The following is a 19,953-nucleotide window of genomic DNA, read 5'->3' on the forward strand; positions in this document are numbered from 1 at the left end:
ATGATTTGAATCAGAAAGAATGTTTTTCACTAACTCATCCGCAAAAGAGAATTTGGTATATGGAGAACATCAACCCTGGTGAACCGCTGCATAATATTGGCGGTATCGTAGGGATCAAAGGGAATGTCGATTTTACCGTTCTAGAAGAAGCGATTAATCTTTTTATTAAAAGCAACGATGGTATCAGACATCACATCGTTGAAGCAGATGGGAACGTCCGGCAATATGTCGAAGAGTACCGCAAGTTTCATGTTCGGCATGTCGAATTTTCCTGCCGGGAAGATATGGACGTATGGGTACGTCAGGAAGCAGGGAAACCATTTCCCCTTTATGAAAGCAATCTCTTTGATTTTGCTTTCTTTACGATTCGCAACTCAGGCGTCGGCGGATACTTTGTTAAGGTGCATCATATGATTTCAGATGGCTGGTCTATGAATCTATTAACGGAACAGATTTGCAATACGTATATGAAGCGGTTGAATGGAGAGAGAATAGCAGATCAACAAAGGGAGTCTTATTTCAGTTATTTGAAAAAGGAAGAGGCATATGCAGCATCCAAGCGTTTTGAAAAAAATAAACAATTTTGGAACGAAAAATTCAGCGTCCTTCCTGAATCTCTCAAAAGCGAACTCGTTTGTGCAGATGGGAAGCGAAAGACTTTTCGTTTATCTGACAGCCAGTCAAACGCAATCAAACAATTTGCTGCCGATCATCAAGTGTCTGTCTATGCTTTTTTTGTCGCTCTGTATTCGATCTATCTTCATAAAGCAACAATGCAGGATGAATTAATTATTGGAATGCCGGTGTTTAACCGATCGGGAAAAGTAGAGAAAAATATATTTGGAATGTTTACGAGTACGATGCCATTTCGGTACCGTACCGATGTTGACGTATCGGTTCGGGAAATGGTCCAAACGATTCATCAAGAGTTGCTGCGCTGTTATTTCCATCAAAAATATCCTTACGAGTTGCTAATACAAGATTTGGGATTGAAGCAAAGAGGCTTAGGTGATTTGTTTGATACATGCATCAATTATTACAACACGAGCCTTCCGAATAAACTTGATGGCAGCCCAATCGAAAATGAAGAATTTTATAACGGCAAGCAAATCTATTCTCTGCAGGTGATTGTCCGAGAGTGGTCAAGATCTGGAGGATTTGATTTAGATTTCGATTATAAGGTCCAAACATTTAATGAACATCAGATCGACCACATGTATCTTAGCTTCACTCACATCATTGACCAAATCCTCAAGTTTCCTAATCAATTGCTTAAGGAAACGGAAATCATATCAGAAAAACTAAAAAATGAGCTGCTAGATGACTTCAATCGAACAGATACCGATTACCAAAAGGAGAAGACCATTCACCAGCTTTTTGAAGAACAAGCCGAAAAAACTCCGAACAAAGCAGCTTTAATCTTAGAAAATGAACAGCTGACCTATCGGGAATTAAATGAAAAATCGAATCAATTGGCAAGGTACCTGATAAAGAAAAAGGTACAAAAAGGCACAATTGTCGGTATTTCAACGAAGCACTCGATTGAAACGATCATAGGAATTCTAGGGATTCTGAAGGCAGGAGCGGCGTATGTACCGATCGATCCGGATTATCCTTCGGACCGTATCCATTATATGCTGCAAGATTCAGGCATCTCTATCCTGTTATGTAACCTAGATCGTTCATTGTTTCCATATCATATCGAGGTTATCGAACTGAACTCGGCAGATATCTATAAGGGTGACTCTTCGAAACTCCATGTTCTAAGTGATCCAACTGATCTCGCCTATATTATTTACACATCAGGATCAACTGGTAAGCCAAAGGGTGTGATGATTGAGCATCAAGGATTGGTAAATTATATTTGTTGGGCGAAAAAAGAATATGTGGGCACAAGTGAAAATGAAATCTTTCCTTTCTATTCATCTTTGGCATTTGACCTTACGGTTACATCGATATTCGTGCCATTAATCAGCGGAAATAAGATTGTTATTTATCCTGCAGATGATAACCAATACGTTCTTTATAAAATCATTAGGGAAAAACTATCCACCATTATCAAATTAACACCTTCTCATTTATCTCTCTTACAAGATACAGCATACGACAGCAGCACGATTCACACATTTATCGTTGGCGGGGAAGATTTAAGTGTAAGTCTTGCAAAACGAATCCAGAATCGGTTTGGCAGACATATAAAAATTTTTAATGAATACGGACCGACAGAAACAGTTGTTGGGTGTATGATTCATCAATTTGATGCTGAAAAGGATACAGGCTCATCCGTGCCGATTGGCAGACCGATACAGAATACGAAGATTTATCTATTGGATGCTGACCTTCAGCCGCTTCCCGTTGGTGCTGTCGGTGAAATCTTTATTTCCGGAGACGGAGTTTCAAGGGGGTATCTCAACAAACCTGAGTTAACACAAGAAAAATTCTTTAAGAATCCATATTCAATAGGCGAGCGTATATACCGATCTGGTGATTTAGCGCGATTTGTCGATGAGAACAAGATTGAATACGCGGGAAGAATTGATCATCAAATAAAAATTCGCGGATACCGGATTGAACGAAGCGAAATTGAAAATAACCTTCGCAGCCATCCGAGCATCAGGGACGCAATCGTAATCGATCGGGAAAATAATGGAGGAAATCGATCTCTTTTTGCATATTATACGGAAAAACAAAAGGTGGATGTGCCTGAGATCATCCGTTATTTAAAAGATCGATTACCATCTTATATGATTCCTTCCTTTTTTGTTCCATTAAAGGAAATTCCGCTGACAATCAACGCAAAAGTGAATAAAGAAGCATTGCCAGATCCAGAGATTACAAGGTGGGGCGATCCTGATAGCGAGATAGAGGAAAATTTGGCATCCGTTTTACGAGATGTGTTAGGTGTTGACCAGGTAGGGATGCAGGATAATTTTTACCATTTAGGCGGAGATTCAATTAAGGCAATTCAGATGGCATCAATGCTGAGTGATAAAGGACTTCGTCTAAAAACAAAAGATATTTTGGCCAATCCGGTCATCGAAGATATGACGATGTTTATGGAAAAAAGTGATAACAAAATGAGCGAAAGCAGTAATGCACCGTGCAGCGGAGTCATTCAGCCGCTTCCATCTGCGTCTTGGTTTTTTTCTCAAAATTTAGACAACATCAACCATTATACGCAGTCTGTGTTATTAAAAGTCACAGATGATATAAACATAGAATTACTTGAATCGGCCCTGCGATTATTGATAGGCCGCCATGATGCTTTCCGGCTGAATTATCGAAAGGAAACAAAAGAATTGTATTTCAACGAAAGCGGTTTCGATCAAAAAATTGAATTGAAAAGCTTTGATCTATCAAACGATCCTGACTCGGAGCAGTTTAAGCGAATAGAAGACATTGGTGAAATGCTAAAAGCGAGCTTTCGAATTGAACATGATCTTCTTCTGAAAGCATGCATGTTCGATTTGGGCAGTAAAGGAAAACGAGTTTTCCTAACGGCACACCACTTAGCTGTCGATGGAATTTCCTGGCGAATTATTCTGGAAGATTTAAACCGAATCTATGAGCAAATGGAAGAACAGAGAGAAGTTTACCTGCCGCCAAAAACCGATTCCATAAAGCAGTGGGCAATGGAGCTCCAAACCTTCAGCAAACGAATTTCGGACAAGGAGAAACAATATTGGCGAGATGTTTATCGTCACCAAAATGAAACAATCACTGATTTTGATTTAGGACAAGACCGTCTCGAGAGTTGTGAGTCAATGGTTCTGATGTTATCAGAAGAAGAAACGACGGACCTTTTGCAAAAAGCAAACGAAGCCTACCTGACCAAAGCAGATGAATTAATGATCATTGCGCTATCAATTGTTACCAGTGACTTCTTCAAAAAAAATCAAGTTCTTCTTGAAATTGAAGGTCATGGACGTGAGGATTTGGGGAATGAAATCGATGTTTCAAGAACGGTTGGGTGGTTTACCAGTTTATATCCGGTTCTGTTGAAGGTGGAAGAGACAGACCTGTCTCATCAGATCAAACAAGGAAAAGAGCAATTGCGCCAGATTCCTAGTAAAGGCTTGAGCCATGGTGTGATGAAGTATCTTGCGGGTGATTTGCCGGGTGACAATCATAAATATATCCGTTTTAACTATCTCGGTGATTTTCATGCCTCCTTTTCGAGTGGTCTCTTTGAATTTGCAGAGGAATACACGGGAAGAGAGAGCAGCCATACAAATGAACTGGATTGTTTGATCGATATCATAGCATACATGGTGAATGGGAAGCTGAGATTTTCTTTGACATACAGCCAAAACAAGTTTAAACGGGAATCGATTTCTCAGTTTGCAAAGGCCTATATGAATCAAATGAGAGACGTGATCCTGCACTGCTGCCAGAGGAATCATGCTGAATTTACGCCATCTGATTTTGAAGCTGCTAACCTCTCGAGTGAAGATCTTGAAAATATTTTTAGCGAATGATGCAGGAAGAGGAGCGAGTTCAGTCATGAATCGAATAAAAATGGTTTTGATCGTCTTGGCGGTCATCGTACATGGACAGATGGCCTTCGGTATTCAACTGGCAAACGCAGAGGAGTCAAATTTGCCAGAAGGCTATGAAAAGCAGCTGGACGAAATGATCGAAAAGCAAATGCAAGAAAGCAAGATTCCGGGAATGTCGGTCGTCATAATGAAAGGCGATCAATCTGTCTATCAAAAGGGGTTCGGCTATTCGGATCTTAACTCAAATAAACGAGTGACGGAACGTACGTTATTTGAAATTGGTTCAAATACGAAGGCCTTTACAGGTCTTGCCATCTATCAGCTTGCCGAACAAGGCTTAATCGATTTAAATGAACCAATCAAATCGTATCTGCCGTGGTTTCATATGAAATACGAAGGAAATGAGAATGTTGATATCACAATCGAACAGCTGCTCCACCATACGAGTGGAATCCCGTTTCGTACGATTGGAGATATTCCGGCTGCAACAGGCAATGAAGCCCTTGAACAAACGGTTCGTAAGGTTGTGAACCAAAATCTGGAGAGTGATCCGGGAGAGCAATTCGATTATGCCAGTATGAACTATGACATTCTCGGATTGGTCATACAGAAAGTGACGAATCAGTCCTATGAGAGCTACATTGAAAATCAGATTTTAAAACCATTTGAGATGGGTAATACCTATTTGTCCAGACAACAGGCGGCCCAACATGATATGGCTAAAGGCTATAAAATCAGCTTTTTACAGCCTAGAGAATATGATGCGCCGATGTATCGGGGAAATATGCCGGCAGGTTATGTGATTTCCAATGCAGATGACATGGAAAAATGGCTTCGCATCCAGCTTGGTACGTATTCCTTACCAGAAAGTGAACAAGAAGCGGTTCAAAAAACGCATATCCCAAACAGATCTGTTGCCCCTTCTTCGGATGGTTCGTCCTATGCAGGAGGGTGGGAGGTATACCAAAGCGGATCCGGAGAGATTTCTCACGCTGGAAGCAATCCCAATTTTTCCTCCTTTCTCGTATTTCGTCCTGAGGAAAAGCTGGGCGTGGCAGTTATGGCCAATATGAACTCCGATTACACACAAGCTATTGGTCAGGGAATTATCGATTTCCTGATGGAAAAAGAACCTGTGACGGGTACAAGTGATATGTATAAAAGTGTCGATGCATTTTCGTTTACCGTTCTCTTGTTTTTGATTCCTTTTTCCTGTTTGACTCTCTATTTTATTTGCCGTACTATCGTTCAACTGTTTCAGAAAAAAAGGATGCTGGAAAAAAACAGACTGAAACGCATCGGCGTCCCGCTCATATCGTTTTTGTTCATCTTGATTGCAGCCTATGCGATCTATCAGATTCCGTCCGTTTTCTTTCCGGGTCTGACTTGGGATTTTGTTAACGTATGGGCGCCCGTTAGTATGAGTCTGGCAGCTTGGGTAACCTTAGCCGGCATTGTATTGTTTTGCTTTTATTTATCACTGATAACGATCTATCCGCAGGATAAAAAGAAGAACTTTTTCCCGCTCTTTGTGTTGAGTGTAACGAGCGGCTTTGGAAATGCGATGATCATTTTTATCATTAATGAGGCGTTAATCCGTGAAGCCCATTCAAACAGCAATCTGATTTTATACTTTGTCTTGGGAATCATTACATACGTATTGGCACAAAAGCTGGTTCGAACACAATTAATTACCTTGACAAATAACCTGATTTATGAAAAACGGCTTTCGCTCATTGACAACATCCTGAATAACCCTTATGAGAAATTGGAACGGATGGAAACCGAAAAAATACAAACCACTTTAAATAATGATACGGAAGCGATCAGCAACCATGCTCCAACGATTATTACCGGTTTGACTGATTCAATTACACTTTTGTGCTGCTTGGTTTACCTCGGGGTCATTAATGTTTATGGGCTTCTTATATCAATTGGTGTCATTTTCATTGCGGCCGGTTTGTATTATCTTGCCGGACGGTCAGCGAATAAACTGTGGGAACAAACGAGAAACATCCAAAACACTTTTTTTCGGTACATTAACGACCTGATCGGCGGATATAAAGAGATCAGCATCGGAACGCCAAAACGCCGTGAATTTAGGGAGGATTTGAAAGAAAGCTGCAGTGAATATAAGGACAAACGGATTCTGGGCGGGCTTAAATTTGCTAATGTATTTATTATTGGTGAATTGCTTTTTGTCGTCGTCATCGGTGCTGTCACGTTCCTGTTCCCGATTCTTTTCAAAGACGTACAAAGCGAATTTTTGCAAAGCTATGTGTTTGTATTTCTTTATATGACCGGTCCGATTAACAGCATCCTGAATGCGATTCCCAATGCGATTCAAATGCGAATCAGTTGGAAGAGAATCAAGGCGTTTTCCAACGATCTATCTGATAGTAAAGTCCAAAAAGACGCACGCGATCCTCTCAAGCCTTCTTGGCCAATGGTCATGGAGCTTAGAGACATATCGTATCAATATGACCGGGAAAACGGTGATTTTTTTCAGGTGGGACCGATCGATGTCCAAGTAAAATCGGGAGAAATCGTGTTTATTACGGGCGGGAACGGAAGCGGCAAATCCACACTTGCCAAGTTAATAACTGGTCTGTATTCCCCTAAGAAAGGCAGCATATTCATTAACAATCAAAAGGTAAGGCCAGATGAGTTAGGTGACCTGTATTCTGCCATTTTCAGCGACTACTACTTATTTTCAAAAGTATACGGAATCGATTGCAGCTCAAAAGAAGAAGAAATCAATTCCTATCTAAAAAGACTCGCTATTCATGAGAAAGTGTACATACAAGATGGGAAGTTCAGTACGACAAAGCTTTCTACCGGGCAACGGAAAAGGCTTGCCCTGTTAATCAGTTACTTGGAAGACAAACCTGTCCATCTTTTTGACGAATGGGCAGCAGATCAAGATCCTGAATTTAGACATTTTTTCTATATGGATCTATTGCCTGAGCTCAAAGCAAAAGGAAAATGCGTGATTGCCATTACTCATGACGACAGGTATTTCCATCTTGCCGACAAAGTGATCAAGATGGAGAGAGGCAAAGTGGCAGGAGATGAAGATACTTACGTAAAATCGTTTGAACATCGAAAGGAGGAGCTTTCAGATGGCAAAATTGGATAAACAAAACGTAGAAGACATTCTCAGCCTAATACCGATACAAGAAGGGATGTTGTTCCATTACTTAAAAGATCCTCACAGTGATGAATATTTCGAACAGATATGCTTACAAATGTCAGGCGAAATAAACATCCCATTCTTTACAAAAGCCTGGGAGTCCGTTATCCAAACAAATGAACAGCTGAGGACTTTGTTCCGTTGGGAAAAAGTAGGAGCTCCTGTTCAGATCGTATTGAAAGAACATAAACCGAATATCGAAATCATCAATCTTCAGCACCGCGATGAAAAAGAAAAGCGGGACATGCTTGAGACAATAAAAATCAATGATCGTGAAAAGAAATTCGATCTTCGCGAGGTCCCCTTTAGGATCACGATTTGCAAATTAGCAGAAGAACAGTATGAAATGATTCTCAGTCATCATCACATCCTGTATGACGGCTGGAGCAACGGGATCATTTTGAAAGAATTTATCAATGCTTACCAATGCCTCACAGATTCAGAAACTTACAAACTTCCAGCCAAAAAGAAATATAAGGAGTTTGTGAAATATCTAAAGTATCAGGACAAAGACAAGCAAAAGACGTATTGGCAAGGGTATCTAAAAGGGTTTGACTCACAAACAAAGCTGGAAACGAAAAAGAGAACAGATCAATCGATCAGAAATGATCGCCATTATCGCATTCGCCTCTCCAAGAGGAATCTGGAAGAATTCGCACAAAAACATGAGGTCACACTAGCTGCGCTTCTGTACAGTCTGTGGGGAATTGTCCTGCAAAAAAACAATAATAGTGATGATATTGTCTTTGGCTCAACGATATCCGGCCGGGCCGGGACCTTTCAAGGAATTGAAGAAATGGTCGGATTATTTATCAATACTATTCCGTTGCGAGTAAAAAGAGAACTAGGCGAGACGTTTGCAGAGCTTGTCAAATCGGTCAATCGGGCCACACAGGATTGGGAAGTGTATGGTCACTCGTCTCTAACAGATATTCAAAGATATAGTGAATTGGATGAGAAAACAGATCTCTTTGACACGATTGTCGTCTTTGAAAACTACCCTCTCGACCAGGCCGTTTTGAGCAAAAAAAGCAGCATCGTTTTCCAATCCTTTTCCGCTTTTGAGATGACGAATTATGGGCTATCGATCAGCATTCATGCGTTTAATGATATCGAGGTAGCTTTTAGCTACAATGATCAATTGTATGACGAAAGAACAATCAAGCGGCTGGCTGAGCACTTCGCTTTGATAAGTGAGGAAGGCCTCAAACATCCTGAAAAGCCGGTCGATCAAATAGAAATTGTATCTGCTGACGAGAAAAAGCAAATTCTTTGGGATTTTAACGATACAGAGAGAGTCTACTCCAGTGAGATGACGATTGCCGAGTTATTTGAACAGCAAGCAGCAAAAACTCCGAACAATGTTGCCGTTGTCGATCAGGACAGGGCAGTTACGTATAAGCAATTAAATGAAATGTCTAACAGCTTAGCGAACGTGCTCCTGAAGAAAGGAATAAAGAAAGGCGAAATTGTCGCCTTTATAACGGGCCATTCCATTGAAATGGTAGCGGGAATGATTGGTGTTTTGAAAGCGGGCGCAGCATATGTACCAATTGATCCGGAATATCCTGCATCGCGGATACGTCTGATGCTGCAGGACAGTGGTGCCAGGTTTGTATTGACAGGCGAGTCTGACAACAATGTTTGTGAGCCATTTGCTGAGGACTCCATCCTGTACGTATATGACAGCAGGTTGTTTTTTGGTGAGACAACTCACCCAAGAATCGCTCAAAATCCGAACGACTTGTTTGCTGTTTTTTACACGTCAGGAACGACAGGAAAACCAAAAGGTGTCATGATTGAACATCGAAGCGTGGTCAATCTGATTCAATGGTTTGGTGAAACCTATGAAATAACGGAACACACGAATCTTTTGCAAGTCACCAATTATGTCTTTGATCCGACAATAGAGGATTTTTTCGGTACGCTTTTATACGGAGCCACGTTACATATAGCTGAAAAAGATCTCATATTAGACAAAGAGCGTTTCTGTGATTATGTCGATCAACACCAGATCCATATGATTAATTTTATCCCGACTGTATTAAAAGAATTATTGTGCCATGACCGGAAATTAACGAGCCTGCGCGCGGTCATCTCAGGTGGGGAAAGATTGGAAGAATTATTGAAGGATGAGTTCATCCAGAGAGGATACACCCTCTATAACAACTATGGGCCGGCAGAAACAACAGTTGATGCCTTAAGTGTGAAATGCTCAGAAGCAAAAGTATCGTTAGGCAAACCAATTGCAAATGTCAGATGCTACATCCTCGATAAAGACCAAAACCTCAGCCCCATTGGTGTCACAGGCGAATTGTATATCGCAGGAGCAGGTGTGTCGAGAGGGTATTTGAATATGCCTGAAGCAACAAACGAAAATTTCATGATGGATCCTTTCCGGACTGGTGACAGGATGTATAAAACCGGCGACTTGGGAAGGTGGCTTCCAAATGGAGAAATTGAATTTCTAGGAAGAGCGGATCATCAGGTGAAAATCAGGGGATATCGGATTGAACTTTCTGAAATTCATCAAGTGCTTGTGAAACTCAAAGACATTCAAGATGCGGCAATCATAGATTGGGAATTGGATTCGGGCAAAAAAGTACTCTGCGCCTATCTCATTGCAAATGAGCCGATCCATGTAAATCAGATCCGAGAATATGTATCCAATGAATTACCAGATTATATGGTTCCGGCTCATTATATCCAGATGGACAAACTGCCATTGACATCGATAGGAAAGCTTGATCGAAAGAAGCTTCCTGCGCCAGTAATCGGTACAGCTAAATATGTGGCCCCATCCAATAAGATCGAAGAAGAGTTGGTAACGATTTGGTCTTCTGTTTTAGGCATGGAAAAAGACGCAATCGGAATTGAGGATAACTTTTTCGAACTGGGCGGAGATTCCATTCTGAGTATTCAAGTTGCAGGTAAAGCACTTCAAAAGGATATCGAGATCACCGTAAGCCAAATGTTTCAATATCCTACGATCGCCGAGCTCGCAGCACATGTGGAAAAGAAAGAAAGTACCCTGGGTGATGGGGAAGAGATCGTCGAAACGGGAGAAGTGCTGCTTACTCCGATCCAAAAGTGGTTCTTTGAACAAAAATTGGATAACTATCATCACTGGAACCAATCCGTATTATTGGAAACACAGCCAGGTATGAAGTCCGGTCTGTTAAGAGAAAGCTTTCAGCGACTGACACGTTATCACGATAGTTTCAGGCTTCGTTATTTCGAAAGAAACGGAGAGTGGGTGCAAAGTTATTTCGAGTCTCATGAGCATGTCCGATTTGACGTACATCGATACGACGAAACGGCTGATTCCATGAATGACGTGTTATCCGATTTGCAGAATGGCTTGAATATCACCAATGGTCCATTGATTCGGGCGGCGTATTTTGATTTTGGAGATCAGCAAAAAGGAAAGCTGTTTATCACGGCTCATCATCTGATTGTCGATGGATATTCATGGCGGATCATGTTGGATGACCTGCAGGCGATTTATGAGCAGCTTATAAACAAAAGATCTGGTAGTCTGCCCTCGAAGAGCCTTTCCTTTAAAAAATGGTCGGATGATCTTTACGAATATGCACGTTCGGATCAATTAAAAGACGAGCTCGGCTTTTGGCTTGAAAATACACCAGCTGACCTTAAACCGGTACCTGTCGATTTGGAAGGCGGGCTTAATATTGAAAAGTCAGCCCGTACCATCACTCAAATAATGACGGAGGAAGAAACGAATGATTTATTATACGCGGCAGGCGGCAATACAAAAATAGATGATATTCTCCTTTCTGCTCTTTCCTTGACACTAACCAACTGGACTGGAAAAACCTTGGTCGACTTAGAAGGGCATGGAAGACAACCCTTGCTGAAAGAACACGATCTATCTCGAACGGTAGGATGGTTCACCTGCGTCTATCCAATCGTCTTAGGTGACATGGATCAAGAAAAAAATATGGCGGACGTATTAAAACAAGTAAAGGAACGATATCGAAGCGTACCAAACGGCGGGATTGGGTATGAAATTTTATTCTATTTGGCAGACAAAGGGGTCCGAGACCAAATTGCAGATAAGCCAAGGCCGCAAATCAGCTTTAACTATTTAGGCCAGTTTACGCAAAACTTGTCGAAGCATTCGTTATTTACCCTTTCCGAAGTGAATACGGGACCGGCGCGTGATCCGAATGGAATCAGAAGCCATTTACTTGAAATTGATTGTATGGTTGTCGAGAAAAAGCTGTCGATCGAATGGAAATATAGCGCCAATTCCCATTTGCCTGTTACGATTCAATGTTTAGCAAGCGACTTTGTTGATCAATTAAAACATTTTATCAGATATTGCAAGACACTTAACCAGTCGTATTTAACTCCTTCCGATTTCCCGCTAGCTATCATTGACCAGAAGAAACTTGACGAGTTGGCGGAGGACTATCAAACCATAGAAGATATCTATCAGCTTTCGCCTGTCCAGCAAAGCATGATTTTTCATCACATCTATTCTCCGGATTCATCCGTAACGGTGGAGCAAACCGTATTTTCGATTGAATCTAAATTGAATGTTCAAGTATTTGAAAGGGTATGGCAAACGATACTAGAACGTCATGAAAGCTTGAGAACTTCCTACCATTGGGAGGGATTGGACGAGCCTGTCCAGATGATTCATAAACATTGTGAAGTTCCTTTTCAATTCTTGGATTGGACAACCCTTTCTGAGGATTCGCAAAAGCTGGAGCAACTGATAGCGGACGATAGAAAGAAGGGATTTGATCTTTCGAAACCTCCGCTTATGAGAATTTTGGTTATAAAACGGAGCGAATCTTCCTATGAGGTCATTTGGACGCATCATCATCTTCAGCTGGACGGCTGGTGCAATAGTATTCTTTTTAAGGAAATCGGAATGCTCTATGAAGCCTACTGCAAAGGTGAAACGATAAATTTAGGGAAAGCACGTTCCTTTAAAGATTATATAAATTGGCTGCGCAGACAAGATACGAAGAAAGCTGAACAATATTGGCGAAAAACGTTAGAAGGATTCAAAACGCCAATCCGGTTTCAAACGATATTCCCTGTTAAAGAAGGAACAGAATCAGCTGGTTTTGGAAATGTTGCTTTCGATGTATCTCAAGAAACACAGCAGCAAATCCAATCCTTTGCCAGAATGAACAGGGTCACACTCAATACGTTGATTCAGGGTGCATGGGCTATTCTGTTAAATCGGTATTCAGAAGAGATAGATATTACATTTGGTGTTACCTCATCTGGCCGACCTGCTGACTTAAAAGGTTCAGATTCGATGATCGGCTGCTTTATGAACACTCTTCCTTTCAGAGTTACCGTCAATCATGATTCAAATTTGATAACGTGGCTAAAACGTTTGCAATGGAAGCAGGCTGAAATGCGCCAATTTGAGTATACTTCGCTTGCCGATATCCGAAGTTGGAGTGATATGCCAAGGAATTCGCCACTTTTTGATCTTTATGAAAGCATTGTAATCGTGGAAAATTATCCGTTTGATGCTTCGTTGAAGGATGGAATTGGCCCTCTACAAGTAAAATCGATCCAAGTAGAGGAACAAATGGATTACCCGTTAGTCGTTTATTGCAACCTTCAGCCAGAGCTCCATTTTAAGCTTTTATTTGATCATCGATTTTTAGATGAGACAGAGGCCAATCAAATCCTTTCACATTTTGTTCACATTTTATCGGAAATGATAGGAACAGGAGACAGTGCGGTAGGCAGCATCCTGATGATTTCGGAAAAAGAGCACAAGTCTCTCTTGACCTGCAGCAATCCAGAACCGATGGATTACCCGAAAGACCTTTGTTTTCACGATTTGTTTGCCGCAAGGGTGCAATTAAGGTCCGATCATCCTGCCATTTTACAGAATGGAGAACGTTTATCTTACAAAGAGCTGGACATCCTCTCAAACAAGCTGGCTCATAGGCTCATAAAGCTGGGGGTCGGGCCTGATATTCCTGTAGGGATGTACGTCGAACGTTCGATTAAAATGGCTGTCGGAATCGTAGGCATTTTAAAAGCGGGAGGAGCCTTTCTGCCGATTGACGCTGATTATCCAGGAGACAGAGTAAACATGATGCTGACGGATGCCCGAGTACCTGTGCTCCTTACAGACTCTGTTCTCAGTGAAAAGGTCCGAGGCTTTCAAGGCCGGATGGTTTTCCTTGATACGGAATGGGAATCCGTGCAAAAAGAGCCGGAAGATCAACCGTTGTCAGAGGTTAAATCGAAAAACCTGGCATACGTGATCTATACTTCCGGTTCTTCGGGAAAACCAAAAGGCGTAATGATGCCGCATGAAGCTGTTGTAAGCCATTCTATTGATCTGATGAAACGATATGAGCTCACGCCGGAGGATCGGGTTCTTCAGTTTTCTTCAATAAGCTTTGATATTTCGCTTGAACAAATATTTACGACACTGGCTGCGGGAAGTGCTCTCGTTCTACGGGATAAGCAAATTTGGACTCCTCACCAATTTTCGCAAAAGTGCATGGAATACGGGCTTTCAGTCGTGAATCTTCCGACTTCTTATTGGGGCGAAATTGTACAAGAATGGCAGATACGACCGAAGATGATTCCAGAAGGTGTGCTAAGACTCGTCATCGTCGGAGGAGAACAAATGTCGGCGGAGAAAGTAGGAGTTTGGGAAAGCCTTCCTTTAAATGATATTACGCTATTAAACGCGTATGGACCTGCGGAAACAGCAATGACAAGCACGTTATATCACGTCTCCGGCAAAGGAACGAAGAGTGCCGGGTTAAGATTTATTCCAGTGGGCAAACCGCTTGCAAACAGAAGAATCTATATCCTTGATGAACAAATGAGGCCACAGCCTATCGGGGTAAAAGGAGAAATATACATCGGCGGCATTCCCTTGGCAAGAGGCTATCTCAATAAGCCTGAGATGACGCGGGACAAGTTTATTCAAGATCCGTATTATCACGGATACGGAGACAGACTGTATAAAACCGGTGATCTCGGTAAACGGCTTGCAGATGGCAATATTGAAGTACTGGGACGAAAAGATGACCAAATAAAGGTTAGAGGACACAGAATTGATATTGGAGAAATTGAGGTTGTTTTAAACCGGTTTGATCCAATAAAAGATACAGTTGTTATCGCGAAGCATGGGGCAGCAGGCGAGATGTATCTGGCTGCATATTACGTAGCAGCCGCTTTAACTGAACCGTCTAACATTAGAAATTTTTTGCGGCAAAAACTGCCTGAGTATATGATTCCTTCCTTCTTCATACAGCTCGATCAATTTCCGCTCAGTCCAAATGGCAAAATTGATCGAAGGGCGCTTGCAACAAAGGAAATTGAGTCAGATATTGTTTCAGAATATGAAATACCAATCAATGATACACAATTAAGACTTGTACACATATGGGAGAGATTATTAAAAACAGACAGAATCGGGATCACTCACCATTTCTTTGAAATTGGCGGCCAATCATTAAAAGCGATTACTCTCGTTTCGGAAATTCACAGAGAGTTTGACGTTGAGCTGCCACTGGTGAAAATATTTGAAGGACCTACCATCAAAGAGCTGTCTGTGCTAATCGAAGAAATGACGGAGAAGAAAGCAACGTATCAAGCAATTCAGCCAGTTGAAGAAAAAGAGTACTATCCGATGTCAGCCGCTCAAAAACGGATGTATATCGTCAGCCAGTTAGAGGGTGCAGGCACAAACTACAATATTACCGGTGCTGTGATGCTAAGCGGCAACGTCGATGTCCAGCGTATTGAAGAAGCGTTTCAAGCGTTAGTTGACCGGCATGAAAGTTTGCGAACAACGTTTGAACAGGCGGATGGCCAAATTATTCAAAGAATCCATCAGAACGTGGAATGGAGCATGCAGCATTTCTATGCGAATGAACAAAATTTGGAACATGTTGTTGCCGATTTTATTCAACCATTTGATTTAAAAGAGGGTCCGTTGTTCAGAGCTGCAATTGTCGAAATGTCACCATCACGATACGTACTCGTTTATGATATGCACCATATTGTATCCGACGGGTTATCCATTGCCATTTTGATTAACGAATTTGTCAGTCTCTATCAAAAAAAATCCTTACCGGAGGTTCGCATCCAATATAAAGATTTTGCAGCGTGGCAGAATAACAAACTTGAATCCGGTTTATTACACTCTCAGGAAGAATACTGGCTACAAACATTTGCAGGGGAAATACCTCTGTTGGATCTGCCAACCGATTATCGAAGGATAGATAAACCGATATCTAAAGGCGGGAGTGTAACGTTCGATCTTGAGAGTCACCGTACATCTCAATTAATGCAGATTTCAAACGAAACAGGAGTTACGCTCTACTCGGTATTACTCTCTGCATTCAATGTTTTGCTCTCTAAATACAGTGGACAGGAAGATATTGTCGTTGGAACACCTGTAGCTGGCAGATTGCACGCTGAATTGGAACATGTGGTAGGAATGTTCGTCAATACGCTGGCTCTTAGAAATTACCCGGATGCAAAAAAGGCGTTTGACATCTTTGTGAAGGAAGCAGCCGATCAAACCGTACAAGCACTTGAACATCAAGAGTACCCGTTTGAGGTGTTAGTTGATAAATTGCAGCTGCAAAAGAATGGAAACCGTCATCCGTTGTTTGATGTGATGTTTGCCTTTGAAAATGTCGACGAAGCTAAGGCGAATTTAAAAGATTTTGAGATCACTCCATATGAATATACGAATCGAACGACAAAATTTGATTTGGAGCTTAAAGTAACTGAACAAGAAGGAAACCTTCACTTTATTTTTGAATACAGGACCGGTTTGTTTCAGAGAGACACGATTGAACGAATGGCAGAACATTTCGTGAAAATCATTGAGGTAATCATAGCTGATATCACTGTTCTGATCGGGGAGATTGACCTCGTTACAGAAGAAGAAAAAAATAAGATCATCGCCTTTAATGACACGGATACTATGTATAAGAAAGAAATAAAGATCAAAAGTCTATTTGAAGAACAGGTGGTTAAATACCCGCAAAAAAGAGCCGTCGTATTTGGCCAGAGAGAACTGACGTACAAGGAATTAAACGAGAAAGCAAACCAGCTTGCCAGGTACTTAATCAAGAAGGGGGCAGGGCCGAATAGGGTAATCGGTCTACTGGCCGAGCCTTCGATCGAAATGGTTGTGGGATTATGGGGCATTATGAAAAGCGGAGCAGCTTATCTGCCTATTGACCCTGAGTTTCCAGATGAACGCATAAAGGGCATGATTGAGGATAGCGGCGCTATTGCTCTTTTGACACAATCTCATTTATTACACTCTAAGAATAATTACAACGTTGATGTCATAGAATTGGACATGGAAGCAATATTAGCAGAGGATATCTCAAATCCGGAAAATAATGGTGCAGCGCATGATACGCTATATATTATTTATACATCCGGTACGACAGGCACTCCTAAAGGGGTACCAATAAAAAATCAAAGCTTGGTCAATTATATTTCATGGTTTACCCGCGTGGCTGAGATCACGTCTAGCGCAAAAACGATGCTGTTGTCTTCCTTTGCATTTGATTTAGGATATACAAGTTTATATTCCGCTTTATTGAACGGGGGAGAGCTGCACATCGCTCCAAAGGAATGCTATACGGTGCCAGAGAAGTTACTCGCGTATTTGATAGACCAGAAGATAAGCTATATCAAATTGACTCCTTCGCTATTTTCCCATTTGATTAACGCCCGCATGCTTGAGGACGAGCAATATCGTATGGTGTTAAAGCTCGTCGTTTTGGGCGGGGAAGAGGTGAGGCAAGCGGATATAGCCAAGTTTAATAGATTGTATCCGGACACTGAGATCATGAATCATTACGGTCCGACAGAGGCGACAATCGGCTCAATCGCCCATAAATTTAATTTTGCAAATTTTGATAATCAGAGAATAATCATTGGAAAACCGATTGATAACGCCAAAATATTCATCCTGGATAAAGATCAGAAACCAGTGCCAATCGGTGTACCCGGGGAAATCTGCATTTCTGGAACTGGGCTTTCAGAAGGCTATCTGAATCAACCGCAGTTAACTAAAGAAAAATTTATCGAAACTTCTATTTTTGGCCAAAAGAAAATCAAACTGTATAAAACCGGGGACATCGGCAGGTTCACGTCTGACGGAGAAATTGAATTCATTGGCAGAATGGATCATCAGGTGAAAATTCGCGGATATCGAGTAGAGCCGGGAGAAGTGACAACGATACTGCTGCAGCATCATTCAGTGAAGGATGCAATCGTCGTTCCTAAAGACGATATTCTTTATGCATATCTTGTGTTAAAAGAGGGAGAGAACGGCTCGGGAATAAGAGATCACCTTTTACGTAAAATTCCTTATTATATGATGCCGTCTTGTTTTATTAGGCTGGATCAGATACCACTGACTCCGAATGGTAAGCTTGACCGCACAGCCCTTCCGGAAAAGGCAGATGCTTCAGTGATAGACGCTGATTTTGAATGGCCAAAGGACTCTACTGATCAAAAGATCGCACAAATATGGGAAGAAATCCTTGAAGTTGAACAAATCGGCCTGAATCATTCCTTTTTTGAAATGGGCGGAAATTCATTAAAATTAATGATCGTAACCGGAGAAATTCAAAAGGAATTTAACGTAACAATTCCATTGCGAGAATCATTCAAGGCACCAACTGTCAAAGGGATGAGTGAATTTGTAAAAAATGCATCAGAATCGATCTATTTCTCGCCAGAGCCATTAGAAAAGCATAAATACTATGAACTTTCATCTGCACAAAAAAGGCTGTATGCTCTTTCTCAGATGGAAGGGATCGGCACAAGTTACAATATGCCAAGAGCAACCTTAATCGAAGGCGAAATCAACCTGGACAAACTGGAAGAAGCTTTTGTTGAAATGATTAACAGGCATGAGGCATTGCGAACTTCATTTGAGGTAATAGAGGGGGAGCCGAATCAGCGAATCCATGAGAAATCGGAATTCACAATCAATTACGCTGTTTTAGATCAAAATGTATATCCCGATCCAATGGAAGAGATGCATGAGGGATGGGCGCAACTTATTGATCAATTGATCCAACCTTTTGATTTAAAAAAAGCACCTCTTGCAAGAGTTTTTCTGTTTCGCTTAGGTTCGGATAAACATGTCATGCTGACAGATATGCACCATTTGGTTTCCGATGGTTATTCAGTCGATATTATGCTTCAAGAATTATTAAAAATCTATCAAGGTCACAAACTGCCGGACATTCACATCCAATATAAAGAATTTGCTGGCTGGCAAAGCAAGTTTTTAAAGACTGAAATCGCAAGGAAACAAGAAGAATATTGGCTGGATGTACTTACTGGAGATCTTCCAGTTCTGAACCTGCCTACGGACTTTCCTAGACCAGAGGTGCAAAGCTATGAAGGTGACAGTGTGATTTTTGAAACAAGCGAGGAATTAAAAAAACGGTTGGACAAGCTTTGTTTGGATACGGATACGACGCTGTATATGATTTTATCAGCAGCCTACAGTATTTTATTATCGAAGTATTCGTCGCAGGACGATATTATTGTAGGAACGCCGATATTAGGGCGTACGCATCCTGATTTTAAACAAACGATCGGGCTGTTTGCAAATACTATTGCAATTAGAAGCTTCCCAAAAAGAGAGAAATCATTTGCAGCTTTCTTAACAGAAATGAAGGAGCATTTGCATCAAGCATACGAAAACCAAGATTATCAGATTGATATGCTTATTGATCAATTGCATATCAAAAGAGAGCCGGGGAGAAATCCGATATTTTCGACGATGTTTGCTTATCAAGAAGGTAATGACAAACAAAATATGACCGAAAATATAAAAATGACACCTATTGAATATAGAAATAAGATGTCCAAATTTGATTTCACTCTGTTTGCGGAAAAAGGAAAAGAAACGATCATTTTTGAATTTGAATATGCAAGTCAATTGTATAAAAAAGAAACGATAAATAAATTTGCGAAGGACTTCCAAGTTATTTTGGAAACGATTTGTACCGATAGGGAAATAAAGCTGAAGGAGATCGAGATCGAAGGATTACTCGGCGACAACACAGAAATCGAAAATGTTACCTTTCAATTTTTAGATTAACCAGTTTCAAGCATTCGCTGTGATTTTTGCATGCGAGTGCTTTTTTTATCATTTTATTTTAAGCAGCAAGGACGTCTTATATGTATTGCGGCATTCAAGATGTCGATAATGTAGATTTAAAATAAAGTCTGACCGTT

At 41.1% G+C, this 19,953-nt stretch carries 3 protein-coding genes; all 3 read left to right on the forward strand.

Annotation, left to right across the window (positions count from 1 at the left end; translation table 11 throughout):
• Positions 1–5 precede the first annotated feature (5 nt).
• The 3 genes from AM592_RS05910 to AM592_RS05920 are packed head-to-tail and all read left to right on the forward strand — an operon-like array spanning position 6 to position 19,816.
• Complete coding sequence (locus AM592_RS05910) at positions 6–4,478, forward strand: non-ribosomal peptide synthetase (protein WP_082363776.1); 4,473 nt, start codon at positions 6–8, stop codon at positions 4,476–4,478.
• 25 nt (positions 4,479–4,503) lie between these two features.
• Positions 4,504–7,638 carry a cyclic peptide export ABC transporter gene (locus tag AM592_RS05915; RefSeq protein ID WP_053606004.1) on the forward strand — a complete coding sequence of 1,045 codons (3,135 nt, stop codon included), beginning with the start codon at positions 4,504–4,506 and terminating at the stop codon, positions 7,636–7,638.
• On the forward strand, positions 7,622–19,816 hold the full coding sequence (locus AM592_RS05920) for an amino acid adenylation domain-containing protein (RefSeq protein ID WP_053602933.1): 12,195 nt from the start codon (positions 7,622–7,624) through the stop codon (positions 19,814–19,816). The genes AM592_RS05915 and AM592_RS05920 overlap by 17 nt, the downstream gene beginning before the upstream one ends.
• The last annotated feature ends 137 nt before the right edge of the window (positions 19,817–19,953 follow it).

Origin of the sequence: Bacillus gobiensis (assembly GCF_001278705.1) — a bacterium.
Classification (GTDB): Bacteria; Bacillota; Bacilli; order Bacillales; family Bacillaceae; genus Bacillus; species Bacillus gobiensis.

Coding starts and splice junctions, on each gene's coding strand:
- AM592_RS05920 (WP_053602933.1), top strand. CDS start 7,622: ATGGCAAAATTGGATAAACAAAACGTAGAAGACATTCTCAGCCTAATA.
- AM592_RS05915 (WP_053606004.1), top strand. CDS start 4,504: ATGAATCGAATAAAAATGGTTTTGATCGTCTTGGCGGTCATCGTACAT.